Origin of the sequence: Allobosea sp. TAF32 (assembly GCF_052113585.1) — a bacterium.
Classification (GTDB): Bacteria; Pseudomonadota; Alphaproteobacteria; order Rhizobiales; family Beijerinckiaceae; genus Allobosea.
Map to the genome: position 1 here is coordinate 1 of NZ_JBFRDM010000012.1, position 23,560 is coordinate 23,560.

20 protein-coding genes and 1 pseudogene are annotated in these 23,560 nt (G+C 64.4%); 8 read left to right on the forward strand and 13 right to left on the reverse strand.

The window, feature by feature from the left end; all coding sequences use genetic code 11:
* The coding region (locus AB4Z16_RS24155; RefSeq protein ID WP_441513873.1) for a hypothetical protein at nucleotides 1-216 on the forward strand (216 nt) is incomplete at its 5' end.
* Nucleotides 217-488: 272 nt separating this feature from the next.
* Here the strand turns inward: AB4Z16_RS24155 and AB4Z16_RS24160 are convergent.
* From AB4Z16_RS24160 to AB4Z16_RS24185, 6 genes are all read right to left on the reverse strand, one after another.
* Nucleotides 489-1,649 (reverse strand): SGNH/GDSL hydrolase family protein, encoded by a 1,161-nt coding sequence (locus tag AB4Z16_RS24160; protein WP_441514012.1) that lies wholly within the window; start codon nucleotides 1,647-1,649, stop codon nucleotides 489-491.
* Between the two features lie 2 nt (nucleotides 1,650-1,651).
* Complete coding sequence (locus tag AB4Z16_RS24165; protein ID WP_441513874.1) at nucleotides 1,652-2,791, reverse strand: glycoside hydrolase; 1,140 nt, start codon at nucleotides 2,789-2,791, stop codon at nucleotides 1,652-1,654.
* Nucleotides 2,791-3,966, reverse strand: a complete 1,176-nt coding sequence (locus AB4Z16_RS24170) for a polysaccharide pyruvyl transferase family protein (protein ID WP_441513875.1) — start codon at nucleotides 3,964-3,966, stop codon at nucleotides 2,791-2,793. Before AB4Z16_RS24170 ends, AB4Z16_RS24165 begins: the two co-directional genes overlap by 1 nt.
* A 137-nt stretch (nucleotides 3,967-4,103) precedes the next feature.
* Entirely contained in the window at nucleotides 4,104-5,279 is a 1,176-nt protein-coding gene (locus AB4Z16_RS24175; protein ID WP_441513876.1) for a polysaccharide pyruvyl transferase family protein, read from the reverse strand.
* A 24-nt stretch (nucleotides 5,280-5,303) separates the two neighbouring features.
* Complete coding sequence (locus AB4Z16_RS24180; RefSeq protein ID WP_441513877.1) at nucleotides 5,304-7,994, reverse strand: glycosyltransferase; 2,691 nt, start codon at nucleotides 7,992-7,994, stop codon at nucleotides 5,304-5,306.
* The gene (locus tag AB4Z16_RS24185) at nucleotides 7,987-9,495 is read right to left on the reverse strand and encodes a DUF6212 domain-containing protein (protein ID WP_441513878.1); all 1,509 of its coding nucleotides are present in this window, start codon (nucleotides 9,493-9,495) and stop codon (nucleotides 7,987-7,989) included. The genes AB4Z16_RS24180 and AB4Z16_RS24185 overlap by 8 nt, the downstream gene beginning before the upstream one ends.
* Before the next feature lie 656 nt (nucleotides 9,496-10,151).
* On the opposite strand from AB4Z16_RS24185, the gene AB4Z16_RS24190 reads away from it, so the two are divergent.
* Nucleotides 10,152-10,376: a hypothetical protein gene (locus AB4Z16_RS24190; RefSeq protein ID WP_441513879.1), complete on the forward strand. Its 225-nt coding sequence runs from the start codon at nucleotides 10,152-10,154 to the stop codon at nucleotides 10,374-10,376.
* 87 nt (nucleotides 10,377-10,463) lie between these two features.
* Here AB4Z16_RS24190 and AB4Z16_RS24195 read toward each other — a convergent pair whose 3' ends face one another.
* Nucleotides 10,464-10,673, reverse strand: a complete 210-nt coding sequence (locus AB4Z16_RS24195; RefSeq protein WP_441513880.1) for a hypothetical protein — start codon at nucleotides 10,671-10,673, stop codon at nucleotides 10,464-10,466.
* A gap of 1,141 nt (nucleotides 10,674-11,814) precedes the next feature.
* On the opposite strand from AB4Z16_RS24195, the gene AB4Z16_RS24200 reads away from it, so the two are divergent.
* From AB4Z16_RS24200 to AB4Z16_RS24225, 6 genes are all read left to right on the forward strand, one after another.
* On the forward strand, nucleotides 11,815-12,534 hold the full coding sequence (locus AB4Z16_RS24200) for an amino acid ABC transporter permease (protein WP_441513881.1): 720 nt from the start codon (nucleotides 11,815-11,817) through the stop codon (nucleotides 12,532-12,534).
* Nucleotides 12,531-13,187, forward strand: a complete 657-nt coding sequence (locus AB4Z16_RS24205) for an amino acid ABC transporter permease (protein ID WP_441513882.1) — start codon at nucleotides 12,531-12,533, stop codon at nucleotides 13,185-13,187. The genes AB4Z16_RS24200 and AB4Z16_RS24205 overlap by 4 nt, the downstream gene beginning before the upstream one ends.
* Nucleotides 13,184-13,912, forward strand: coding sequence for an amino acid ABC transporter ATP-binding protein (locus AB4Z16_RS24210; protein ID WP_441513883.1), 729 nt, complete (start codon nucleotides 13,184-13,186; stop codon nucleotides 13,910-13,912). The genes AB4Z16_RS24205 and AB4Z16_RS24210 overlap by 4 nt, the downstream gene beginning before the upstream one ends.
* A 10-nt stretch (nucleotides 13,913-13,922) precedes the next feature.
* Nucleotides 13,923-14,522: a helix-turn-helix domain-containing protein gene (locus AB4Z16_RS24215; protein ID WP_441513884.1), complete on the forward strand. Its 600-nt coding sequence runs from the start codon at nucleotides 13,923-13,925 to the stop codon at nucleotides 14,520-14,522.
* 89 nt (nucleotides 14,523-14,611) lie between these two features.
* The gene (locus AB4Z16_RS24220; RefSeq protein ID WP_441513885.1) at nucleotides 14,612-15,682 is read left to right on the forward strand and encodes an NAD/NADP octopine/nopaline dehydrogenase family protein; all 1,071 of its coding nucleotides are present in this window, start codon (nucleotides 14,612-14,614) and stop codon (nucleotides 15,680-15,682) included.
* 60 nt (nucleotides 15,683-15,742) lie between these two features.
* A complete protein-coding gene (locus tag AB4Z16_RS24225; protein ID WP_441513886.1) occupies nucleotides 15,743-16,615 on the forward strand; it encodes an amino acid ABC transporter substrate-binding protein in 873 nt (290 codons plus the stop codon).
* Between the two features lie 110 nt (nucleotides 16,616-16,725).
* Here AB4Z16_RS24225 and AB4Z16_RS24230 read toward each other — a convergent pair whose 3' ends face one another.
* From AB4Z16_RS24230 to AB4Z16_RS24255, 6 genes and pseudogenes are all read right to left on the reverse strand, one after another.
* Nucleotides 16,726-18,459, reverse strand: coding sequence for a hypothetical protein (locus AB4Z16_RS24230; RefSeq protein WP_441513887.1), 1,734 nt, complete (start codon nucleotides 18,457-18,459; stop codon nucleotides 16,726-16,728).
* 7 nt (nucleotides 18,460-18,466) lie between these two features.
* Nucleotides 18,467-19,576 carry a protein-glutamate methylesterase/protein-glutamine glutaminase gene (locus AB4Z16_RS24235; RefSeq protein WP_441513888.1) on the reverse strand — a complete coding sequence of 370 codons (1,110 nt, stop codon included), beginning with the start codon at nucleotides 19,574-19,576 and terminating at the stop codon, nucleotides 18,467-18,469.
* Entirely contained in the window at nucleotides 19,573-20,448 is an 876-nt protein-coding gene (locus AB4Z16_RS24240; protein ID WP_441513889.1) for a CheR family methyltransferase, read from the reverse strand. Before AB4Z16_RS24240 ends, AB4Z16_RS24235 begins: the two co-directional genes overlap by 4 nt.
* A gap of 23 nt (nucleotides 20,449-20,471) precedes the next feature.
* A pseudogene (locus tag AB4Z16_RS24245) lies at nucleotides 20,472-20,949 on the reverse strand (chemotaxis protein CheW).
* Nucleotides 20,950-21,030: 81 nt separating this feature from the next.
* Complete coding sequence (locus tag AB4Z16_RS24250; RefSeq protein ID WP_441513890.1) at nucleotides 21,031-23,109, reverse strand: HAMP domain-containing methyl-accepting chemotaxis protein; 2,079 nt, start codon at nucleotides 23,107-23,109, stop codon at nucleotides 21,031-21,033.
* 27 nt (nucleotides 23,110-23,136) lie between these two features.
* Nucleotides 23,137-23,559, reverse strand: coding sequence for a chemotaxis protein CheW (locus AB4Z16_RS24255; RefSeq protein WP_441513891.1), 423 nt, complete (start codon nucleotides 23,557-23,559; stop codon nucleotides 23,137-23,139).
* Nucleotide 23,560 lies beyond the last annotated feature (1 nt).

Consider the following 23,560-nt stretch of genomic DNA (forward strand, 5'->3'; position numbering starts at 1 on the left):
GCAAGCAAAGAATGGTCTTTGATGTTTTGTCGCGTATTTGGTGTCGCGGACATTGATCATGAGAACGATCAAGCCGATCGAGCAATTAGTACCGGTAAGCTGAACGCATTGCTGCGCTTACACACCCGGCCTATCAACGTGGTCGTCTTTTCAAATCTGGCCCCCGCAACCAAACACAAAAACCCGTCGCAAACAGCGGCGGGTTTTTGCGTCTAAAATTCAAAAAAAAACAAGAGAAAAGAACCAAAAGCCGCCCCAAAAGGGCGGCTTCGTCGTGGCGAGCCGCGCCGAAACCGACCGCGCAAGCACGCAAACACAACGAAAACAACGCAGAGGACGCGACGCGATCGAATCCTCGGGAACTCGAAACGAAGCTGCTGCCGGATGCGATGGGGTGGCATCGCCAAAGCCTCAACCCGAGGCCTCCCGCCGGCGGCGGCCAGTCCGGGTATGTGTTGCCCTTGGCGTGCCAGCGCGGGCCGACACTGCTATGCGGTCGCGGCCTCGGCTGGTCGATCCAAGGTCGATGGTGGCTGTGTGCTGGCGCTCTCGATGGCGCAGGTCTTGAGGTTTCCGGTGAAGAGGATGCCGGTGATCGGGAGAGCCGGCTCGGCCGGAAAGGTTTCGTGCCGAACGCTGTCTTTGGGCACATGCAATTTGTGCCCGGCGGCTGCGGTTCCCCCGGAGAGCGTCAGTGTGCGCGTCTGCTGCATGTCGAGAAGCGCCGGGCCATAGAGGAACTCGAAGCTGAGCATCGAGACCAGGAACTTGTAGGTGCCGTCGCGCACGCCGCCCTTGAGCAGCGCTGCACGGTGTATCTCGTCGCCGGCCCGCAGATCCAGCGGGGGCGTGCGGGGCTCGCAGACATAGCTCAAGGCGAGCAGCATGCCCTTGTCGATGTCGAAACGAAGCCGGTCCTGCCCGAGATCTACGGCCGCCACCGAGAAGCGGCGGTTAGCATAATCGACGACTGGCCGCCCGAGCCGCTTGGCCAGCCAGGCGCCGTCGAGCGCCCGGGCATTGGCAAAATGCTCGGGATCGATCGCGGGCGGCAACGCGGCGGAGCGAGGAGGGGCAGCGAGGGCCGGCTCCAGCTCATCGGCGATCAGGTTGGCGACGACGGTCGTCGCCACCGGCCGGGCATAATGACCCTGATCGGAGTAGAAGCTGGGATGGCCGACGACCTCGCGCCCGAGGCGCTGCATGAGCAGCCGCGAGACATCGATGCAGATCGTCCCATACCATTGCGAGATATAGGCGATCCCGGCGTCGATCGCTGGCACGGATGTCAGGAACGAGCCGTTGCGGGCGCCGAAGACGAGGGTGGCGATTCTGAGCTTCGGGTTTCGCTCGCGGGCGAAGCGGATGATGCCCTCATAGAAGCGCGCCCAATGCCGGAACGGGCGCCGCTCGTCGCCATAGACGAAGGCGTCGTTGAGCGCATATTCGATCAGCAGCAGATCGCAATCGGCGAGTTCCTGCTCATGCAGCTTGAGCTGGTAGAGCCCGAAGGCACTCGTCGTGCCGCCGACCGCGAGGTCCGCGACGATGTCGAGCGCCGCGCCGCGCCGCGCCATGGCCGAGAGCAGCGCGGAGAGGTAGCCGGGCTGCATGACGGTGTTGGAACCGCCGATGATCAGGGTCTTCATCGTCAAGGCGTCACCGCGGCCCGGCCAGCGGGAGAGAGTTCGCCGCAGCGCCAGATGCCATAGGTCGTCGCGTCCCAGTCAAAGTAATAGGCCGCAGCAATCCGGCCGTCGCGCATGAGGTCCGCGAAGCGCTCCCGGGTCGCCTTGACCAGCCGCTCGCGGCGGCTGTCATCCGCGGGGCAGGTCTTCGCGGTGTTGGCGAAGCCCCATTCGGTGATCCAGCAGGGTTTGCCCTCCGCCGGGCGGATGCTGCAGATCGAAAGAGCCTGCTCGACATGCTGTGCGCGCGCGGCCGGCGAGGTGTCGCCGCCGGGGTAGATATGGATGCCATAGCCATCGGCGGCCTGATCGAGCCCATGCTCGCGCATGAGGGCGGTGAAGCTCGCCGGGTCGATGCTGTCGATGCCGCGTCGGTCGGCATGCTCCGGCGGGATGTCCGAGAGCCCGGCCGTGACGATTTTGGCGCCGGCGCTGAGCTTCGTCTTTGCCAGTTCGGCGCGAGTGACCTTCAGCAGTTCGACGTAGTTCGCCGCACCGCGCGCGACCGCATCCGGGTCCGATACGTCCCGAAGCGAGCGGGCCGTCCGGCTGTTGGCTTCGGGCCTGATATCGAGATCGCCGTTATAGGCGCCCCAGTTGATCTCGTTGCCGGGTTCGACGGCGATGAGGGGGACGCCGAGCCGGTCGATCCGTTGCAGGGCGTCGCGCAGGACCGCGCGATAGTGCTCCAGAGAGATGTCGGAGAGGCGATACATGTCCCAGATCCGGCCGCGGCCCGAGCGCGGCTTGGTGCCCTCGGGGTAGAGGGCGGCGTTGTTGAGCGAGATCTCAAGGAGGATGGCGAGGCCCTTCTGATGGGCCAGCCGGACGGCGTCGATGCTGCCATCCATCGGATTGGTCAGGGAGAGCCGCACCGAGCGGATGCCGCTCTGCGCGATCTGATCCAGCACCTTCTCGCGGCCGGCGGCGTCGACCCAGGCCAGATTGACGCGGTTGACGCCGAACTGCGTGGGCGCGGGCGGCGCCGCGAGGGCAGCAACCGCCAAGCCCGACGCAGCGACGAGGGGGATCAGCCGGCGCAGCAGCGCCGGCTCTCCGGTACGCCAGCTCCATCCTATGGCTCTGCGCGCACCTCCTGCCATCAGCGGATACCGATATCCTTGAGCGCCGCGTTGAAGTTCTCCTCGCAAGCCGAATAGCGATGGATCGCCGCCGGTACGTCGATCTTCGAGAGGAAATCCTGCAGGAAGGCCTTCTTCTTCGCTTCGCGGTTCCAGACCGACGCCTCGATATAGGGGAAGCCCACGAAATCGAGCATCTCGCGCATGCGGTCGTCGACCGCGATCATCAATGCCGGTACGCCGGCCTGCATACCGATGATCGAGCCGTGGAAGCGGCGGCCGAAGCAGAAATCCTGCCCCGATACCCAGCTGCGCCATTTATGCGTGTCGAAGAAGACGCGGAATTCGCAGTCCCGCTGCCATTTCTCGGCGTGCTTGTACTCGGTCTTGGCGACGATGCGGCCGGCGGCCTGATCGTAGGCGTCGCCTGTCTCCTCGGCGAGGATGTTGAGGTTGTAGACGGTGATCTCGTCCTGGATGACATAGCTCGCGACGCTGTCCTGCCGCAGCAGCGCATGGGCATCGACGATCGTGTCCGGCACGCTGCCGAGATAGCCGCCGAAGGCGATCCTCTGCGAGTCCGCGAGATCGGGATCGGCGAGGTGGCTGAGCGAGCGCTTCATTGCCGCCGGCTCATAGTACAGTGACGGGCAGCCGGTCGGACGGACGTATTTCAAGCCTTCGGCCTTGAGGAAATCGGCCGTGAAATGGCCCCGCGTCAGAAAGAAGCTTTCCTTCTTCTTGAGTACGTTGAGGAAACGGCGCGTGCCTTCCGGCAGCGCGTCCTGAAGGTTCTCCTTCTTCTGGATGCCGATGCCCATGACCACGATCGGCATGTTGAGCCGCTCGAACACGAAGGACTCGGTCGTCGCCGCATAGCCCGGCCGCAGCAGATTGGCCGAGGCGAACAGGCACAGATCGAAGCTCTGGTTCAGCGCCTCGTAGGTTTCCGGCGAATTGACGTTGTTTGCCAGATGCCAGAACGGCACATAGGTCACGTCATGGCCGCGCACGCTGTTGGCGGCCCCTTCGCCGATCAGGTAATTGCCGGTATTGGCGATCTTCTTGACCTGGGAGATCAGGTCATTCTTGGTTCGCACCGGCTCGAAATACGGGCGGTGCCTGACGGTCGCTCCTGATGCACTCTCGACGGTCCGCATCAGGTAGGATGGTATGCCTGTGACCATGATCCGCATGTCAGTCTGCCCTTAAGCCCCGTTTTGCCCAGAGCACTTCCGCGCCGTTCCGACACGGAAGTGCCTATCTCTTCGTTTCGCCGCATTTTCTTCACGCGAACCGGTGTCCGCTTCGCTCGAAAATGCTCCGACCGGCATCAGGCGATGCCGATCTCGTTCAAGACCGAGCGGAAATTGCGCTCACGCTCGGAATAGGTCTCGACGACCTGCGGAATGTTCATCGCGGCGAGGTGATCGGCGACGAAGGCGGCGCGATCCTTGGCGCTGTTGAAATCGGCGGCTTCGACCTTGGGCAGCCCGGAAAAATTCAGCATCTCGCGCATACGGTCGTCGACGGCCACGATCAGGCTGGGAACACCAGCCTGCAGCGCGATGACGTTGCCATGGAAGCGCCGCCCGAAGGCGAAGTCCATCGACGAGGTCCAGGCCCGCCACTGATTGGTGTCGAAGAAGGCATGGACGTTGATCTTCTTCTTCAGCTCGTTCGAGCCCTTGAATGTCAGGTCCCCGATGACCGCGCCCGAGGCGGAATTGTAGACGCGGCCATCGGCGTCCGGCTCGACCTGCATGTCGAAATGCAGCAGTTCGTCCTGCACCACATAGGATGAGCGCCCGTCATTCGAGGACAGCGCATTCATATCGCCGATCGTGTTGAGCTCGGCGCCCATATAGCCGGTGAAGACCGTGCGGCATTCGCCGACCTTCACGTCCGGCAGCCGGCGCAAGGCGCGCCGGACATTGGCCGGCTGGAAATAGAGAGAGGGGCAGCCGACCGGCCGGACGAAGGAGAAGCCCTGATCCCTGAGATAGGCGGCGGTCTCCTCGCCACGTGTCAGGAAATAATGCTCCCTTTCCTTCAGGACCTTCAGCAGGCGCTGCGTGCCCTCGGGCAAGGATTGTTCGAGATCGGGCCGGTTCTGGATCCCGATGCCGAGCATCACGACGGGCATGTCGAGCTTCGAGAGCACCAGCGCTTCGGCATCGGCCGACAGGCCCTTGCGCAACAGATTGGCGCAGGTGAAGACGCAAATGTCGAAGCGATCGTTGATCGTGTCGAGCCCGGTGCCGTTGTTGACGGCGTTCCACAGGTGCCAGAACGGGATATGCGTCGCGTTCGGCGACAGCGCCCGCAGCGCGCCTTCGCCGATCAGATAGTTGCCGGTATTGCTGATGTTCTTGAGCTCGCGGAGGAAGGCCTCCTTGCTCTCGGGCTGCTGCGCCTTCTCCGAATAGAAGACTTGAGCGCCCTCTGCCTTCTGGATGAGGCGGGTGAGATGGCTCGGTATGCCGGTGACAAGAATTCTGGGGGCCATGGCTTCAGGATCTTCCGTTGATCGTCACGCGACGGCACGGACGGAGAGCGTGGTCTCGGCCGTGGCCTCGTCGTCTGCGAGCTTGCCCGCAGCGGCGTTGCGTTGGATGGGAGCAGCGGGTGCGATAGCGTCGCTCCATGCGATGAAATCGGCGAAGGAAGCGCTCCAGGAACGTTGCGCTGCCGTCGCGAGCGCGCCTTCGGCCAGGCGGCCAAGCGTGGCGCGGTCCCGCGCGAGGATGGCGATCGTCCGGGCCATTTCGACCACGATTTGCGCGTCGGCCGCATTCGCAATCAGGACGCCGTCCTGGCCGTCGACGACCAATTCGTCGACGGCGCCGACTGCGGTCGCCATCGGGACGCAGCCGAGCTGCTGCGCCTCCGCGATCATCAGGGGCGCGCCCTCCCAACGCGACGGCATGACCAGGACATCTGCCCAGGCGAGATGCGCCGCGAGGTCCTTGGCGGCGAAGACCGGCGGGACGACCTCGACGTCGATATCCCGCAGGCGCGTCATCCAGGACGAGCTGGGGTCGTCGGAGAGGATTTCGCCGCCGACGGCCCGGGCCTCGAAGGCGACATCCCGCTGCTTGAGCTGGACAAGTGCGCCATGCAGCCGGTCGATGCCCTTCTGCCGGTCGAGCCGGCCCATATAGAGCAGGCGCAGCGGCTCACTCCCGCGCCCGGCCTTGCGCGCCTCCGTCACCTGGGTCCGCAGCTTCGCGTCGATGGAGAAGCTCGCCGCATTCGGCACGGCGAAGATCTTGCCGAAGGGGACGCCGAAACTGTGCAGGTAGCTCTTCAGTTGCTCCGAGCAGGTCAGGAAGGCGTCATAGGCATGCTCGAAGGCGATGGCGGCATAGGGCTGCCCGGCCGGGCGCCGGAGCGCGGTCTCGTCGACGACGTGGAGATAGCAGGCCGTGCGGGTTCCGGCGGAGCGGAACTGCGCCATCAGCGGATGGGCCGCCATGACATGGTTGTTGACGATCAGGTCGAAGCCGGAAAGCAGCCCCTTCAGCCCGGCCCAGTCGAGGCCGTGCTCGTCGGTGATGAAATCCTGGCCGAGGAATTGGCCGCTGGCGCCCCAGGCCGGCACGCCGTCCTTCCAGAAATGGAGATGGTCGAATGCCTGGTCGAATTCGTCGAGCACCTCCATTCGTCCGGAGCCGAGCACGAAAAGATGGGTTTCGAAGCCGTTCTGCCTCAATTCCCGCCCGGCCGCGTAGGCGACCTTTTCGGCGCCGCCGAACGAGGCGTTGGGCACCAGCACCGCTGCCGTCCGGCGCGGCACGGCCGGATGCGCCAGCGGCAGCACGGGTGAGCCGCCGAGCTCGGTTCTGAGCAACTTGTAGAGCTCGGACAAAGCGGGCAGCCGGCGGGGGCGCCATGTCCAGCGCGTCGAGGCCGTCGCCCGCAGCGGGCTCGTCGTGAGCGCGCTGACGAGATTGAGCAGCGCCTGCTCCGGCCGGATCAGCGACCGGCGTTGCCGCGCCTTCGGAAAGGGGAAGCTGACTTTCAGGCGCGCCGATGTCGGCCAGGCCTGGTCGCGGCCAATCGACGAGAACCAATCGAGCGCGTCGTCCTTGATGACGTTCCTGATCAGATCGGTCGAGACGAAGGTCAGATCCGCCGCACTGCGCTGGGCGCCGGAGGGCAGGATTTCCCACTCGATGCTCCGCTGCGAAACGACGTTGTTGAGCTCGACGAAGACGACGTTGCACCGTTCCGCAAAGGTCTCGAGATGGCAGAGAATGTTCGGCAGGAGCCGCGAGCGGGCGAGGAGCTTGAGCGTCTCGCTGCTGCATGCGGCGACGAAGGGCGGGAAATGGACATTGTCGGGCTCGCCGACATTGCCCCAGAAGGCTCGCACCGCTTCGTCGAAGCCGATCTGCCCGGGCGGCAGCATCGGATCGGTGAAGACGTCGAGCATGCCCTCGCCGGTGCGGATCAGCGCATAGCGCGGCGCTTCCTCATGCTCGAAGCCGACGAGGGTCGGCCGGCGGAACAGTGCCTTGTGGCGCCGGCGGAGGAAGCTCATTGAGGCCGAGCGGTCGCGGTTCGCCTCTTTGAAGCGACTTTCGGCGCGCAGGCGGTATTCGAAGGCGGTGTCATGACAGGGCTCGCCGACAAACCCGTTTTCGACGGCCGAGAGCCAGAACTCCCAATCCTCGAAGCCGTTCTGCCGATCTTCCGCGAAGCGGACGCCGCTCCGGAAGACGTCGATCGAGATCATCGACCCGGTGTCGCAGATATTGTCGCTGATGCAGTGGATCAGGCGCGAATAACTGTTGCCGTAATGGGCCCGCCAATTGACCGAGAAGGTGTCGATATTGGTGTAGACCCATCCCGCCTTGCCAGCCTTCAGCCGGCGATAGAGCGTTTCGACGGTGTTCGGCAGGACGCGATTGTCGGCGTCGAGAAAATAGACCGCCTTGGCCTCCGGCAGTTCGTCGAGGATATAGTCGATCGCGCGGTTGCGGGCGCCGCCCGGGCCGGCATTTTCTCCGAAGATCACGTGGACCTCCGGATGCGCAGCGGCATGCAGCGCGAGCTGATCGAACACCTCGTGCTGCGGGTCGCCATCGACCGAGACGACGATGGCGAGCCGGCACTGCGTTGCCGAAGCCAAGGCCGATTCCAGTGCCTCGATCACGAGTGCGGCATGGCCGTAGAGCGGCATGGCGATGGCCACCAGATCCTGAGGCTCGTCACGCATTCGCGGCCTCCCGGACAGGGCTGTTCTCCAGATACTTCACCAGCCGGAAATTGAAGACCTTCAGCCAGGCGAAATCGACCGAATGAGTTGCAGCCTTGCTCAGGATGACGAGATCCATGGTGCGCGTTGCCGGCGCTTCCAGCATGAAGTTGATATCCACCGGCTGCGCGGCCGTGATCTCCATCCATCCGCTGAAGAACGCCGTGGGCGGCAATGCGCGGCCATCGGCCAGAGCAGCGATTTCCTTGCGGATATTGGCGGACAAGGGGACGAGCATCAGCCCGACCGTCCCTGGCTTGCCGTCCGGGTGATCGATGACGGCGCGGGCCGAGATGCGCGCAGTGCCAGGGGCAACCACCCGGCGGACGGCGCCTGCGGTGATGCCCTCGCTCAGCGGATGACAGACGATCGCATCCTCGAGCTCAAGAAAGCGCACGGTCTGAAAGCTCGGCTCGATCGGGCTCAAGGAGACGTTGGCGACCGCACGCAGGAGCTCGACCGGCAGCCGATAGTCCTCGATCTTCCGCCCGGAGATCAGCGTGGACGGTGCAAAGACATTCGGCAGGGCGGTCGGACGGGCGCCCGGGAGCCCGGTGAAGATCCGGAGGGCGAGCGGGCGCATGTCGAGGTCGGCATGGGGCATCCGCGCCTGGGCGGCATAGCGCTCATTGGTGATGACGTGGCCGAGAGAGAGTTCGGGCGGCAGCCCGCCGCTGGCCGAAATCCTCAGCCGCAGCGTGCGGGGGCTGCCGTCGCATGCCTTGGGCAGGGAGAAGAAGTTCCAGCCCTGAGTAACGCTGCCATAGGGAATTTGCCATTCCGCGACGCCCTCGCTGCTCTCCACATAGTCGAGAGTGACGATGAGCCGGCCGGTCTTGTCGGTCGGGGCCTCGCGAAAATGCAGGGCGAAGCCGGAGACCGCATAGCTCGAGATCGGGAAGAGCTGCACGATCTCGGATTCGCACAGCAAGGCCGCGAGCCCCTGGTCCTTGGGGTCGACGAAAGGCCCGTGGCCGAACACTTCCGAGACCGAATCCCAGTTGTGGGCGTGGAATGCGTTCTCAAGCGCACGGTAGTTCTCGAAAAGCGTCTCCCGCTCCCGTCGCAGCGTCGCGAGTTCGGTATTGGCGCTTGCCATGTGCCGCGACAGGCGCCCCAGGCCGCCCTCAAGCACGCGGGCCACGAGTTCCGCGTCCGACGCGAGCGCCCCTTCCTGCAGCCGGACGACCGGAATATCCGGCAGGGTACCCATCCTGCGGAACCGCTTGAGCGCAGCTCTCAATGCGCTGCTCCCCGCGTCGGATGTCGCGACGCCGATGAGCGGAAACGTGGCCCGCAGGCCTTCGGTATCGGACTCCGGATCAACAAACACGAGAAGGTCGCTGAGCGGAGAGGCTTCGAGCGCATCCTGGTCGCGGATCGAGGCAACCACATAGCGATTGCGACGTGGAAGTCGATGAATGGTCGCAGACAGTGACTCGTTCAAGATAGCGTCCACCATGGGTCAGAAATCATAAAATCCGTTCTGCGTGCGGTGCAACATCCTGAGTATAACTTATCTCATGTCAACACTATAATTATGGCATTTTTGCGTGATATCTAAATCAAGCTAGGTAATTGAAAGAAAAATTAGTTTGAAATTGAAAACATATCTGAATAGTTCTCTATCTTACTTTCATATAATTGTCGCGTTTGAGGCGCGAACGATATGCCCGGGGCGACATCCTCTTCGACCGCGCGGGGGAGAGGGGCCATGTGGCGAAATGGGCGCGGCGGATGGAGCGGGAAGACGGTCGATCACGGCTATGCTTTTGCCTTTGGCCGAGCGTTCGGCGCGCGACCGATCCAATCCGGCAACCGGCCTTCGCCTCCGCCGTGCCGTGATCGGGGCTTGCGCGCGGGCGGCCCGCTCTTCGAGTTCGGCTTCGAATCCGAGCCGAACTGAAGGAGGGCGCCGGACTACCGACGGCAGCCTGCCGGGGACGCCTTCACGCTGTCGGGCGAGGCATTCGCCATCGCCTGCTTCTGCACCACCGAGCGGCTTGATGCCGGCTGCCATGGCGGCCTAACCTGCCCGGTGAGAACTGCTTCGAATTGAGCGCATCTGGCGCGCGTGTTAGCGTGCTCGCTGCTCAGCTACAGGTTAGCCGGTGCGCCATGTATCAATTCTCGGCGGACGAATCCCAACTTGGCTGGTTTCTGGACTTCATCGCCTGGTGGTGTTCTCTCTTTGACTCGCAAGATATCGCAATCATAAAGACCGCTGCGGCGGTGGTGATTGCCGGAATCCTGCTGTTGATCGGCGCATTCATTATCAAGTTGCTGAGCATGATCGTCGCGCGATTATTTCGAACGGGGTCCATCACGCGCCGCTCACTGTGAAGGCGTTTCCGAAAGGCGGCGCTGACCTCGCAGCCGGCCTTGTCCGGCGCTCTTCGGGCCGAAAAGTGCTCCGCCAAAGTCCCGCGCTCAGTAGCAGTTCACGTTCTGGCCTTTCATCGTACAGGTGCTCGTAATGTGCTCCTCCGCCGGCGGCGGCTCGAAGCCTCCCGCTGATCGGGGAACATAGGTCTCTCCAGTGCTTTGCATCGGATCGAGCCCCGGGGGCTCCATCGCGCCGCCGAAGGCAGCGCATCCCGTCAAGAACAGACCGCACGCCGCCGCGAGAAACTTCTTCATATAGAGGGCTCCTTGTCCAAGCCGATCCTGCCGCGATGCAGGAGCGAAGTCACGGCTTCTTCTCGCGGCTATCTCGGCGCGCCTGTCGCAGCCCGCTGAGGGAACGCCTGGGCGGCAGAGTACAAGGAGCCTCTCGGTTAGTCCTTTCGACGCATGGTCGAGATGCCCAAACGAGGATGGCCGGCTAGGGCGACGGGCCGCTATCTTGCTGCGTCGCACAATTTCGGATGCGGCGCACAATGAGCTTTCGAGTCCATCATGGCTAAACGAAACAGCGGATCTGTCCGGCGCCGAAAGGCATCTGTGCAGCGCAAGCAATGGAAGGCGGTCGTTTCAGCTTGGCAGCAGGGGGATCTCGACTGGCAGCCCGCCTGGGGCCCCCCACCGACCGATCCGGCTTGCCTTTGCCCGCAGGCCGTGCTGGCCGAGCTTGGTGTGACGGCGAAAGCAGCGGCCTGACGCCAAGGTCTACGGCAAGATTCGCGGATTGCAACGAGCATAGGCCATCGCGAATCGCCGGGCGCGATCCATATGTGACCGGGGTTGCCGCGGTGCCACGCCATGTGACGGGGGTGTTCGCGTGCCGGTGCTGACGTCGCATGGCGAGCTATAGTTCAAAGGGCGTCTTCCTTTCCACACGACGCGCGATCGCCTGCAGTGAGCCATCGGGCAGGGTACGCGAAGGTCTTTCGCCCCGGCCCAAGGCGTCTTCCATCCAGGTCTCTCACGCCTCGCGCTGCCTGCCGACGCGCGCTCATGGCGCGCTGCGATTCGCGTAGCCCTGCTTCGCGCGACCGACGCTTTCACGATGCTTACTGACAAGATGTGAGTGAAGGCCAGCGACTTGCCTTCGATGGGCTCGAGGTCATGCGTCGGCTTCTTAGCCGCGTATGTTATTTTCATTATAGTGGAATAACTTGCGCGCTTTGACGCTTGTTTTTATTGCCGACAATAAGCAATATGCTTATCCAATGTGTCCTATTTTCCGATGTGGACGACAGCATAGCAAACGCCGTCCCTCGTGTATTGAAATTTCCGGCAAGATAATTTCGAGATTGACATTGTCGTCTGGCAATGGGCCAATTCCAGTATATCGGAATGGAATGCGTCTCGGGATTGCCTTGGCGATAGGTGGGGTCGGATGAATTACCGCTGGGACTGGTCCGTCCTGATACGCGAGCCTTTCGTCGATTGGCTGTGGAGCGGTGTGCTCCTGACCCTCGCGATCAGCCTGATGAGTTGGGCTGTTGCGCTCGCGATCGGCACCGTCGCGGGCGTCGCCCGCAGCGCCCCGTCGCCGGTGGCTCGTTTGCTGGCCGGCATCTATATCGACGTGTTTCGGAGCGTGCCCCCGCTCGTCCAACTGTTTCTTTGGTATTTCGTCCTCCCGGAGATCGTCCCCGATGCGGTCGGCCTCTGGTTGAAGCGCGATTTGCCCTATCCGGAGATCGTCACCGCCGTGGTCGCGATCGGCCTGTTCGCCGGCTCTCGCGTGGCCGAGCAGGTTCGCGCAGGCATCGAGGCGGTTGGCGTGCCTCTGCTGCCGGCGGCTCTCGCGACCGGCCTGCGCCCGATGCAGGCCTTTCGACTGATCGCGCTGCCGCTCGGTCTGCGCGCCATCGTCGGGCCTCTGACTTCGGAATTCCTGATCACGATCAAATTGTCGTCGCTCAGCCTGACGATCGGCGTGCTCGAGCTGACCGCGCAGAGCCGCCATGTGGAGAATTACACCTTCCAGGGCTTCGAGGCCTTCACCTTTGCGACCATCGGCTATCTGGTCATCGGCCTGAGCGCGACCGGGTTGATGCGCCTCATCGACAGCCGGATGGGCGGGGCTGCGCTGCGAAAGGTCACGACGTGAGCGATTTCGACTGGGGCGTCATCGCCCGCTCGTCCGGTTTCCTCGCGGAGGGGATGGCGCTGAGCGCGCTGCTGGTGCTGGTCGCGACGCTGGGCGGCCTCGTCGTCGGCTTTGGGCTGGCGCTGATGCGGCTGTCCGCGCACCGGCTGATTGCCGTTCCCGCGGCCGCCTACGTCACGGTGATGCGCTCGTTGCCGCTGGTGCTGGTGCTGTTCTGGTTCTATTTCCTGATCCCGCTCGCCATCGGGCGGCCGGTCGGCTCGCTCACCTCGGCCCTGATCGCCTTCGTGCTGTTCGAGGCGGCGTTCTATTGCGAAATCATCCGCGCCGGCATCGGCAGCGTTCGCAAGGGCCAGAGCGATGCGGGGCTGGCGACGGGCCTACGCCGCTGGCAGGTGCTGCGGCTGATCGTGATGCCGCAGGCGATGCGGGCCATGGGGCCGCTGATCCTCAACCAGATCGTGATCGTCTTCCAGGATACGTCGCTGGTCTATGTCGTGTCGCTGCACGACTTCCTCACCGCCGCGAGCGTCGTCGCAGCGCGCGACGGGCGCGCGACCGAAATGTATCTGCTGGTTGCCGTCGTCTATCTGGTGATCTGCCTCTCCGTCACGAAGACCGCCGAATTCTACAGGAAGGGGCGCCCGTCATGATCGTTCTGGATGACGTGCATAAATCTTACGGTTCCCAGAAAATCTTGCGGGGCTGTTCGGCCGAAATCCGTCTGGGGGAGGTCGTGGTGGTCTGCGGGCCGTCGGGATCCGGCAAGAGCACGCTGATCAAATGCATCAATGGCCTGGTGCCTTTCGAGCAGGGTACGATCACCGTCGACGGCATCTCGGTCTCGTCGCCGAAAACCGATCTTCCCGCCTTGCGCTCGCGGATCGGCATGGTCTTTCAGAGTTTCGAGCTCTACCCGCACATGACGGCGCTGCAAAACGTCAGCCTGGCGCAGGTCCATGTGCTCAAGCGTTCGCAGAAGGAGGCCGACGAGCGTTCCGCAAAGATCCTGACGCGGGTCGGCCTCGGCGACAAACTCAGCAACCGCCCGTCTCAACTCTCCGGCGGGCAGCAGCAGCGGGTGTCGATCGCTCGCGCCTTGGCGATGAACCCGCAGGCGATGCTGTTCGACGAGCCCACCTCTGCGCTCGACCCCGAAATGATCAACGAGGTTCTGGAGGTCATGCAGGAACTTGCCCTCGAAGGCATGACCATGGTCGTCGTCACACATGAGATGGGTTTTGCCCAGCGCGTCGCGGATCGCGTTCTGTTCATGGATCGCGGAGAGATCGTCGAGGATACGCCCAAGGACCAGTTCTTCACGGCCCCCGCCTCGGAGCGGGCGAAGCAATTCCTGAAGCAAGTCCTGACGCATTGACGAGGGGCCGATGAGCGAGCTGAACGCCCCTCAGATCGGCCCGCTTCTCCAACGCCGACGCAAGGAGCGGGGCCTGACGTTGCAGCAGCTCTCTGCGCTATCGGGCGTTTCAAAATCGATGCTGTCGCAGATCGAGCGCGGGGAGGCCAATCCGACCTTTGCCGTGCTCTGGAGCCTGACGCGTGGATTGGGCATCGACTTCGTTGCGTTGCTGGGGGAGGGGCAGGCGACGTCATGTGCCGACAACGCCATCGAAATGCTGTCGCTGGAGCACACGCCGACGATCCGAAGTGCTGACAGCTCCTGTCAGCTGCGCATCCTGAGTCCGCCCAGCCTGTCCGGCGACATCGAATGGTATGATGTCGAGATCGCGCCGGACGGATGCCTCGACAGCTCGCCCCATGCAGCCGGAGCCGTCGAGCATTTCACGGCGCTGTCGGGCGAGTTCGTGATCGCCAGCGGGGCTTCGCGCCATTTTCTCAGGCAAGGTGAGACGGCGCGATATCCGGTCGACGTCGCGCATTCCATCAGCAATCAGTCGGAGAAGCCGTCGCGCGGTTTGATGGTTCTGCTCTACCGCAAGTCGTCGAAGGGTCGAAATGCCTCGTAAGACGCAAAATGTACCGAGTTTCAGTTTCTCCGAAGCGGCTGGTTCCATTTCTGCTGAACGGCCGCTCCTAGCAGAAGAGGCGATTTCATATGCGCGTTAGTATCTTGGGCGCAGGGGCGGCTGCCTGCGGCGCCGCCGCCCAGCTATTGGCGATGGGACATGACCCCATGCTCTGGTCACCGTCGGGCCGGAGCACCGAGGCGCTCGCGGCTGGGGCACCGCTGCGCGCGACGGGCGCGATCGAAGCCGGCTTCCACCCCCGCATCGCGGGCAGTGCCGAGGAAGCCGTGGCCAGCGCGGACGTCGTGATGCTGGCGATGCCCGGCTATGCCCACAAGATGGCGTTCGACGCGATTGCCCCTCATCTCAGGGAAGCGCAGCCCGTCATCATCAGCTCGCATGCCTCCTTCGGCGCGCTCTATCTTTCGCGGTTGCTGGCAGCGCGGAAAGTGCGCGCTTCGATCATCGCATGGGGCACTACGCTGACGACTGGCCGCAAGGTCTCCCCGACCGAAGTCGCCGTGAATTCGCTGCGTTCGAAGATCGATCTCGCGTCGGTGCCGCAGAACGCTTCGGCCGAGGCGCAGGCGCTGTGTACCTCCCTGTTCGGCGAGCGTTTCGTCCTCCGCGAAGGTCTCCTCGCGATCGCGTTGAGCAATCTCAACCCGCAGAACCATCTCGCCATCGCCCTGTTCAATCTGACCCGGATGGAGCGGGGCGAAAGCTGGGGGCAGGCCGAGAACGTCACGCCCGCGGTCGGGCGCGTGATGGAGGCGCTGGATGCCGAGCGGCTCGCCATCGCCGAAGCCTTCGGCGTTTCCGTCAGGACGATCCGCGAGCACTATGCCTTTTCCTACCAGCTTCCGGTCGCCAGCATCGCGGAGATGAATGCCGAGCTGCATGGCCGCGGGAAGGGGGGCTTGGGGCCGGCGACATTGGAGAGCCGCTATGTTCTCGAAGATGCGCCGTACGGATTATTGCCCACCGTGCTGCTCGGCCGGCTCGCCGGGCGGCCGGCGACGTTGCACGAGGCGGGGCTGACCCTGCTATCGGCCGCCTATGGCCGCGACTTCACCAGCGAGAACGAATTGCTGCCCGCGCTCGGCTTCGACGCGATGACTCGCGAAGAGCTGGCCGCGCAGGCGAAGAACGGATTCTAGACACCGTCCTCCATCGAGGGCGGGCACCAGGCGAGCGATCGCAAAAACGGGAGAGAGCTTATGAGATTCCATCTTGCTGCAGCCGCAGGCGCATTTTTGGCCCTGAATTTGGCGAGCTCGGCCGCGGGGGCCCAGGAAGTCGACGCGATCGTCAAGAAATTGCGCGACACCCAGACCATCACCATGGGCGTTCGCGAGGCGCTGTTTCCATTCAGCTATCTCGACGACAATAAGAATCCGACGGGCTATGCGGTCGAGTTCTGCAAGCGCATTATCGACGACATCAAGACCGAGCTGAACCTGCCGGAGATCAAGATCAAATACGTGCCGATGACGATCCAGAACCGGCAGGCGCTCGTCGCCAACGGAACGGTCGATCTGGAGTGCGAGGGAACGGTCAACACCTTCGGGCGCAACAAGCAGGTCGACTTCTCGTCCGTCAGCCATGTCTCGGCGAGCCAGCTCCTGGCTCTCAAGAGCACGGGCATCAAGAACTACGACGATCTCAATGGCAAGATCGTCGCCGTGGCGACCGGCGGAACTAGCGAGCCCGACCTCAAGAAGCTCGTTGCCGAACGGAAGCTCAACCTGCGCGTCATCAATGTCGATGACCACGCGGCGGGTCTGATCGCGGTCGAAACCCGGCGCGCCGACGCGTATTTCAGCGACAATGGCGCGTTCTACGGGCTGATCAAGCAATCGAAGAAGCCCGACACCCTCGAGATCGTCGGTGACGAATACGGCTACGCGCCGCAGGGGTTCATGGTGCCCAAACTCAATCCGACGATCCTCTGGATCGTCAATCACACGATGGGCAAGATGTTCAAATCGGGTGAGGCCGAAGCCTTGTACCTGAAGTGGTTCGGGCCGCTGGGTGCTCATGTCGGCCCGAAGCTGAAGGCCGCCTGGGCGACGCAATCCTACGCCGAGTGAACGCGGCGAGAGTCACCGGATAGAGGCTGAAGCCGCCATGGCCGCATGGCGGGTTCGGCTCGAAGGCAGAGCCTGGCTCGGGATTCAGCGGATCCGTCGCTCGCCGGGCATCAAAACAGCAGGGCATCGACGTCATCGGGGGCAGGCTCTGCCGTCGGTGCTTGCGCCGCAGGGTCCCAAACGGGCTCGATCACGCCTAGGTGGATCGTCCGTTCGATCGCCATCGTGTAATGCGGCCATATGGCGTCGGTCAGCCAGCTCCGGACGCGTTCGTTCATGTCTGGGGGAACGGCATGGTCGTCGGAGGCCATTGCCGCAAGCGCATAAGCGGCCCCTCCGATGGTCTCTCCCGTTGCTGCGGTGCCGGAGAAGCCGAGCCGGGCCTGATCGAAGGCCTTGCCGAAGGTCGCACCCTCGCGCATCAGGCGGCTGAGCTCCAAAGCCAGTTCAGAGGCCGTCTCCTGCACGACGATAAGCGCGGTGCTCATCTCGCGATCGAGTGTGCCGAAATGCGCTGCATCGAGCCGATCCTGGCACTTCAGCTCGCCCGCAGCCCGCTGCATCTGCTGGAAGATCGGCGGCAGGCGCCGGGAGACGCTGGCGACGAGGTCGGCCGCCAGTTTCAGCTCTTGCGCGATGATGACCAGACTGCGGCCGTTGCTGCCGACACGCGCGGCCCGCAGGCTGGCGTTCGTGCCGATGAGAACGATATTCGAGACCGTGGCGGCAAGCGCGTCGACCGTCTGTTGGGAGATGTCGAGCAGCGCGGTCAACGCATGCGCAACCTGGTCGGCACCCGCACGGGCGCCGTTGCACTTGCCCAGAAGCACCGAAGCATGGGCGAGATCGGCTCCGAACTGCGCCATGAAGGAGCCGGTATCCGCGCCGCCCGCCCCGTAGAGCGACCGGACGAGGTCGACCAGGTCGACGGTATCGTCTCGCAGCTGCAGCAGGCTCTGTTCGATCGCCGCGGCGTCCTCGCCGAGTGTGGCGGCGCTCGCCTCGAGCTGTGCCGCCTCGATCCTGAGCAGCAGGTCTCGGGCGTGCGGCAGGGCCTCGGCCGGCAGTCCCTGAGCAAGACCGCCCTCCTCCAATGTCCCCACCATGCGTAGTCCCGCGGTCGCATGCTCAAGCCGTTGGCGGATGCTATCGCCGGATTGCAAGGCGACGATGGCCATCCCCGCCGCCATCGCGATCTTGCCGGAGCGCGCCGCCGCTTCGCTGGCGAGCGTCATGCCGCTGTGCTGCCGAGCCTCGACCTCGGCCAGCGTGACCAAGAGCTTGTCGGCGAGCGACGAGAGCGCGGCGCCATATTGCGTCTCGAATTCGCGTTGCGAAGCCAGCGCCGCGGCCAGGAGCTTGCTCATGCGGGCGTGATCGCGCGCGCAAGCCTCGATCGTACGCTGGGCCTGGGTCGTCAGCTCGAAGATCTCGTTGGCGAAGTCGCCGAAATCGCTCATTACGCCCTGAAACGAGATCGACTCGATGCGGGCGTAATGGGCGATGATCGTGATCAGCCGGATATGCTCGACGAGCTTCTCCCAGGTCTGGCCGGCGGCTGCGCTATGCGCGGCGATGTCCAGCAAGGAGCGGGTTTCCGCGGCCAGCGTCTGCCGCAGCGGGCGCAGATCGTCGGCGAGCCGTGCCAGAGCGGCGCGCGCCGTGATGATCCTGTCGCCGGAGAGCCGACCGGAGAGGGCGGTCAGCCGTTCCTTCAAGGTGTCGAAGAGGTTCAGCCCCCTGCCGAGATCGCGGCCGGCGACCGCGAAGGTCGCATCGACCGAGCGGGCGTGATCCTCCAATGACGTGATCAGCTGCGTCAGAGGTTTTGCTGGAGCGTTCATCGCGCCCTCACGCATGCCTCGATGCGGGAGCGGCGGCGCTCGCCGCCAGCGGCCAGGCCATGATTTCCTGTGCGATGAGCTGCAGGCGCACGACGCGTTCGGCCGCGCCGAATTCGATCGCCTCCTTCGGCATGCCGAAGACGACCGAGCTTTCCTCGTCCTGGGCCAGCGTCCGCGCGCCGGCCTTGCGCATTTCCAGGAGGCCGCGTGCGCCGTCGTCGCCCATGCCTGTCATGATGATGCCCAGCGCGTTGCCGCCAGCATATTGCGCAGCCGAGCGGAACAGAACGTCGACGGAAGGGCGGTGCCGCGAAACGGGGGGGCCGTCCTTGATCGCGACACGGTAGTGCTGGCCGACGCGCTGCAGCAGCATATGGCGATTGCCGGGCGCGATCAGCACGCGGCCGGTCTTCATCTCGTCGCCATTCTCGGCTTCCTTGATCTCCATGGCGCAGATGCCGTCGAGCCGGCGCGCGAAGGCGGCGGTGAACTTCTCAGGCATGTGCTGGACGATGGCGATGCCGGGGCAATGGGCCGGGAGCGCCTCCAGCACTTCGCGCAACGTCTCGGTGCCGCCGGTGGAGATGCCGATGCAGGCGATGCGATCCGTGCGCGCGTGGAAGCGGCCGGAAAGCGGTGGCGGCATGATGACGTCGGCCGTAAGTTTCGCTTCGATCTGCATGGCGGGGCGCTCGGCCCGAGGCCGCGGCTTGGCCTGCGCGGCGGCATGGACCGCATGGCGCAGCCGGTCGGCGGTCTCCAGCAGCGCGTTGCGCGTATCGATCCGCGGCTTGGCCAGCACCTCGACGGCCCCGCTTTCCAGCGCCTCGAACAGGGTGGGCGAGCCGGTTCCGGTCAGGGTCGAGCAGATGATCACGGGGATCGGCCGCTGCGCCATGATCTTGCGCAGGAAGGTCAGGCCGTCCATCCCCGGCATCTCGATGTCGAGGATCAGCACGTCCGGTACTTCGTTCTGCATGCGCCGCGTCGCCGCGTAGACGTCGGCAGCCGTGCCCATCACCTCGATGCCGGGCGATTGCGACAGGATCGAGCTCAGCACCTGCCGCACCGAGGCGGAATCGTCGACGATGAGCACGCGTATGGGCTTGCGCGTCATGCTGCGCTCCTCCCGAGGGCGGTCGGCTTCGCCTGGTAGACCGTCGGCGCGACCGAATGCAGGCCGGGCACCCCGGCTCCCGCCATGGATTCGGAATGCCCCAGCAGGATGTAGCCTCCGGGGCGCAGATGGGACATCAGCCGCGACAGCACCGCGGCCTGGGTCTGCCGGTCGAAATAGATCAGTACGTTGCGGCAGAAGATGACGTCGATGTCGCGGTCGTAAGGGTAGGTTTCGTCCATCAGGTTCAGATGCTCGAAACGTGCCCTGCGGCGCAGCTCCGGAGCGATCCGCACCGTGTCCTGCGCGGGATTGCGGGACCGCATGAGATAGCGCTGTTGGAGCGCGGCCGGGACCGGCGAGACGAAGGATGCCGGATAGACCGCGTCGCGCGCGGCGGCGAGAACCTGCGTCGAGATGTCGGTGCCGAGGATGGAGAAGCTCAGCTCGCCTGAGCTTCCGCGCGTGGCGTTCGCGAGGTCCTGCAGAACCATCGCGATGGTATAGGCCTCGGCGCCGATCGAGCAGGCAGCGCTCCAGATCTTGAGCCTGGTCGGACGGGCCCCGTGCAGGCGGCGGAGCGCGGGCACCGCCGTGTCGCACAGGAACGTGAAATGACTCGGCTCACGGAAGAAGTCGGTCTTGTTCGTGCTGACGCAGTCGATCAGGTACACATATTCCTTGTCCAGGCCACCGCGTTCGAAGAGCAGGCTGCCATAGTCCGCCAGGTCGCTCAGGCCGAGCGCACGGACCCGCTTGCGCAAGCGGCCTTCGACCATCGTGCGCTTGGTGCGCGGCAGCTTGATGCCGGCATTGCGCTCGACGAGGCTCGCTATGGCATTGAAATGCCGCTCTTTGAGATGATCGCCCATGGGCTCTGTCGTCGCCGGGGCCATCACGCGGCTTCGCTCGCGTCGATGTGAGAGGGAACCCCGGCACCTGCCATCAGCCGTGCGAGGTCGAGGACGATGACGAAGGCTTCGCCCTTGCGCCCGAGGCCGGCGATATAGTTCGACTGCCAACGGCCTCCGACGTCGAGCGGCGCGTCGGTCTGCGCCGAATCGAGGCTGGTCACCTCGAAGACACGGTCGGCGACGAAGCCGACGCCGAGAGTCCGACCTTCCAGCGGCACGTCCAGAATGATGATCCGCGTCGCCTCCGTCGGCGCGACGCGCGGAAGGCCGAGCTTCGTGCGCAGATCGACGATCGGGAAGCCGGTGCCGCGCACGTCGATCATGCCGAGCAGGAAGTCGGGGGGCATGCGGGAGCTTCGAGATCGGCCGCATGTCGAGGATCTCTCGCACATGCGCGATGTCGATGCCGAAGGACTCGCCGTCGATCCCGAGCGTCAGATATTGTGCGTTTTGGGTCAAAGCCGTCTCCGCCAAGGGAAATCGTCGTGCGCCGGATGCCGGCGGGATGGGCGCTCCGCTGGAGCGAAGCGCCCGCGCGTTTCAGGAGGCGCGGCGGAATTCGGCGTCCCGCGCATCATGGGCGTCGTCGAGATCGAAGGAGAACCCTCCCGAGGCCGCCTTGGTCTGTGGTTTGGCCGCGGGCGGCTTGCTGGCCACGGGCCTGGCTACCTTCGGGGCGGAGGCGGTCTTCATCCTGGCCGCCTGCGCCTTGAGCTGCTCCACCGCACGGTCGACGCCCGGGCCGGCCGCATCGATCTTGAAGAAGGCGATGGCGGTCTGAAGCTGCTCGGCCTGGGCCGCGAGCTCTTCGGACGTCGCGGAAACCTCCTCCGAAGCCGCGGCATTCTGCTGCGTTACCTTGTCGAGCTGCTGGATGGCCTGGTTGATCTGCGCGGAGCCGACATCCTGCTCGCGGCAGGCGGCGGTGATCTCCTCGACCAGCTCGGCGGTCTTCTTGATGTCGGGAACGAGCTTGGCGAGCATGGAGCCGGCCTCCTGCGCGACCTTGACCGTATCGGTCGAGAGCGTGCCGATGTCGGCGGCCGCCGCCTGGCTGCGCTCGGCGAGCTTGCGGACCTCGGAGGCGACGACGGCGAAACCCTTGCCGTGCTCACCTGCCCGAGCCGCCTCGACGGCCGCGTTGAGAGCCAGCAGGTCGGTCTGGCGCGCGATCTCCTGGATGATGGTGATCTTGGAGGCGATGGTCTGCATGGCGTCCACGGCCTTGCCGACCGCGGTGCCCGAGGCCTCCGCATCCTTGGCCGACTGGGCCGCGATCTGCTCGGTCTGGCTGGCATTCTCGGCATTCTGCTTCACATTCGCCGCCATCTCCTCCATCGAGGCCGAGGCCTCCTCCGTGGAGGAGGCCTGCTCCGTCGAACCCTGAGAAAGCTGCTCGGCGCTCGCCGACAGCTCCTGCGAGCCGGCGGAGACGTTTTCGGCGGCACGCAAAGCATCGGACACGACCTCGCGCAGCCGCTCGACGGTGCCGTTCAAGGCGGTCAGCAGGTCGCCGACCTCGTCATCGCTCCGGACGTTCATGGTGCGTGTCAGGTCGCCGGCCGCCACGGCATTAGCGAGGCCGACGGCACCGGCGAGACCACGGCTGATGCCGAGAGCGATCCAGGCCGCGACGGCGACGGAGATCAAGGCCGAGATCGCGACGATCGCCGTCAGCAGCATCTTGGCGAAGCTCGCCACCTCGGCCGCGTCGGCGCTGATCTCGCTCATCCGCCTTTCGGCGAAGGCGGCGTATTGATCCATGGCGGCAATCGTGGCGTTCAGCGCGTTGCGCCCCTCACCCTTGCTGAGCTGCGTCGCCTTGATGTTCCCGCCTTCGCGCGCGACCTCGATGGCGCTCCTCATGGCCGTCTGCAACTGCTCGGACTGGACTTCGATAGGCCCGATCGAGAGACCCGCGTCCTTCAGCGCCGACAGGGCCGATGCGGTGGCCGGGCGCAGGATGTCCATTTGGGCGAGAGCGGCCGCGCTGCGGCTGGCAAGTTCGCCTTCGGCAGCCGCGGTGAAGATCTCATAGGTCATCCGGAGGGCGCGAGCGGTCTGATAGCGCATCATCAGAACCTGGCGCGCAGCTGCCTCGGATGCCGCGCCGCCCTGCTGAGCGAGATCGCGGCCGAGGCTGTCTAAGGCGGCATTCTGGGCGTTCAGAGCGGGAAGGCCGCGCGCGGTCCAGAGTGCCTCGGCCTTGTTGCCGGAATTGAGCTTGGCCTGCCGGATGGTCTCGTCCTGAATGGCGTCGAGCGCCTTTCGACTTCCGATAACCTTGTCGAGCAGAAGCTTGCCCTGATCGCTCGCCCGCTGCTCGATCTCCGTGAGGATCTTGCCGGCTTTCTCCCGCCGCTGGAGCACATCGGCAGCGAAAGCCTCGATGTCGCGGCCCTCGGACGCCAGGATCACGTTCTTCTCGGAGCGGACCTGGCCTTCGAATTCCGCCTGCAGGTCGCCGAGGAGGCTCACCTGCTTGGCCTGCCGCAAGATGCGCTGCTGGGCCGCCTCCATCTCCGCCAGGCGGTTATAGGCAATTCCCCCCGCGGCGACCGAAAGGGCGATGATGACGCCGAACGACGTCGCAAGCTTCGCTTTGATAGTAAATCGCATGTGTAGCCCCGATTTTCGCCGATTTTATTAGATCAATATGGTCGATATACTCGGAACGATGATAAATTCGTCGTTCCATTTGGTAATGAATTGGATATACTCGGGTCGCCAATTCATACCGATTCGTGGCGTCGTCTGAATATCATCTCGCGAGATCTCCGTGACCTCGTAGACCTTGTCGGCGATGATGCCGAGCGTCACGGGGTCGTCGTCGATCTCGACCTCGATCACCACGATGCGGGTGTCGGGCGTGGCTTCGGCCTGCGGCATCCCGAAGCGCTCGCGCAGATCGGCGAGCGGGATGATGTTTCCGCGGACATTGATCAGTCCGGGCAGGTGCGGACGGGCTCCGGCGACGCGCGTCAGCGGCACGGGATCGATGATCTCCCGGACCATCTCGGTTTCGATCGCGAAGATCTCCGGGCCGAGACCGATCATCAGGGCCTTCATG

Bases quoted from the DNA above. Each gene is read 5' to 3' on its own strand.
- AB4Z16_RS24160 (WP_441514012.1), bottom strand. From the start codon at position 1,649: ATGAAGACCCTGATCATCGGCGGTTCCAACACCGTCATGCAGCCCGGC.
- AB4Z16_RS24165 (WP_441513874.1), bottom strand. From the start codon at position 2,791: ATGGCAGGAGGTGCGCGCAGAGCCATAGGATGGAGCTGGCGTACCGGA.
- AB4Z16_RS24170 (WP_441513875.1), bottom strand. From the start codon at position 3,966: ATGCGGATCATGGTCACAGGCATACCATCCTACCTGATGCGGACCGTC.
- AB4Z16_RS24175 (WP_441513876.1), bottom strand. From the start codon at position 5,279: ATGGCCCCCAGAATTCTTGTCACCGGCATACCGAGCCATCTCACCCGC.
- AB4Z16_RS24180 (WP_441513877.1), bottom strand. From the start codon at position 7,994: ATGCGTGACGAGCCTCAGGATCTGGTGGCCATCGCCATGCCGCTCTAC.
- AB4Z16_RS24185 (WP_441513878.1), bottom strand. From the start codon at position 9,495: ATGGTGGACGCTATCTTGAACGAGTCACTGTCTGCGACCATTCATCGA.
- AB4Z16_RS24190 (WP_441513879.1), top strand. From the start codon at position 10,152: ATGTATCAATTCTCGGCGGACGAATCCCAACTTGGCTGGTTTCTGGAC.
- AB4Z16_RS24195 (WP_441513880.1), bottom strand. From the start codon at position 10,673: ATGAAGAAGTTTCTCGCGGCGGCGTGCGGTCTGTTCTTGACGGGATGC.
- AB4Z16_RS24200 (WP_441513881.1), top strand. From the start codon at position 11,815: ATGAATTACCGCTGGGACTGGTCCGTCCTGATACGCGAGCCTTTCGTC.
- AB4Z16_RS24210 (WP_441513883.1), top strand. From the start codon at position 13,184: ATGATCGTTCTGGATGACGTGCATAAATCTTACGGTTCCCAGAAAATC.
- AB4Z16_RS24215 (WP_441513884.1), top strand. From the start codon at position 13,923: ATGAGCGAGCTGAACGCCCCTCAGATCGGCCCGCTTCTCCAACGCCGA.
- AB4Z16_RS24220 (WP_441513885.1), top strand. From the start codon at position 14,612: ATGCGCGTTAGTATCTTGGGCGCAGGGGCGGCTGCCTGCGGCGCCGCC.
- AB4Z16_RS24225 (WP_441513886.1), top strand. From the start codon at position 15,743: ATGAGATTCCATCTTGCTGCAGCCGCAGGCGCATTTTTGGCCCTGAAT.
- AB4Z16_RS24230 (WP_441513887.1), bottom strand. From the start codon at position 18,459: ATGAACGCTCCAGCAAAACCTCTGACGCAGCTGATCACGTCATTGGAG.
- AB4Z16_RS24235 (WP_441513888.1), bottom strand. From the start codon at position 19,576: ATGACGCGCAAGCCCATACGCGTGCTCATCGTCGACGATTCCGCCTCG.
- AB4Z16_RS24240 (WP_441513889.1), bottom strand. From the start codon at position 20,448: ATGGGCGATCATCTCAAAGAGCGGCATTTCAATGCCATAGCGAGCCTC.
- AB4Z16_RS24250 (WP_441513890.1), bottom strand. From the start codon at position 23,109: ATGCGATTTACTATCAAAGCGAAGCTTGCGACGTCGTTCGGCGTCATC.
- AB4Z16_RS24255 (WP_441513891.1), bottom strand. From the start codon at position 23,559: ATGAAGGCCCTGATGATCGGTCTCGGCCCGGAGATCTTCGCGATCGAA.